The sequence below is a fragment of the Vannielia litorea genome (assembly GCF_018424695.1).
Lineage (GTDB): Bacteria > Pseudomonadota > Alphaproteobacteria > Rhodobacterales > Rhodobacteraceae > Vannielia > Vannielia litorea_A.
Window position 1 is genome coordinate 1 of record NZ_QTNQ01000230.1, and the last position, 388, is coordinate 388.

Annotated in this window: 1 protein-coding gene; it reads right to left on the reverse strand. The window is 35.1% G+C overall.

What is annotated here, in order from left to right; genetic code table 11:
- On the reverse strand, window positions 1–388 hold a 388-nt coding region (locus DYI42_RS24710; protein ID WP_213549668.1), incomplete at both ends, for a hypothetical protein.

The following is a 388-nucleotide window of genomic DNA, read 5'->3' on the forward strand; positions in this document are numbered from 1 at the left end:
TAATAGAACTTACCAATCTTGTTTTTAAAGCACAGCCTATATAAGTTCCTTTAGGTAATAGTAAATTTTGATCAAATTCGCTAACTTTAGCGATTGTGGGAGTGAAGACCTCTCCAACAAAATCTCCACTACTACCACCTTGTAAATTATTAGAGTTTTGTAAAGTACCATTTTGTCCAAACTCAAACACTGTGTTAGGTTTTTCTCCAAATTCTTCCCTGTTTCCTGTGCCATTATTTCCAAATCCATCATTATTAGATGAAGCGACAACAGTAACTCCTGCACCTTTAACAATTCTAGGCTTTGGAGGTTTTGGTTCAAGTATTAAATCTTGTGTCGGTTTTGGTGATTCTTGTGCAATTAGTTCATCAAATGTTTTTTGTGGAGG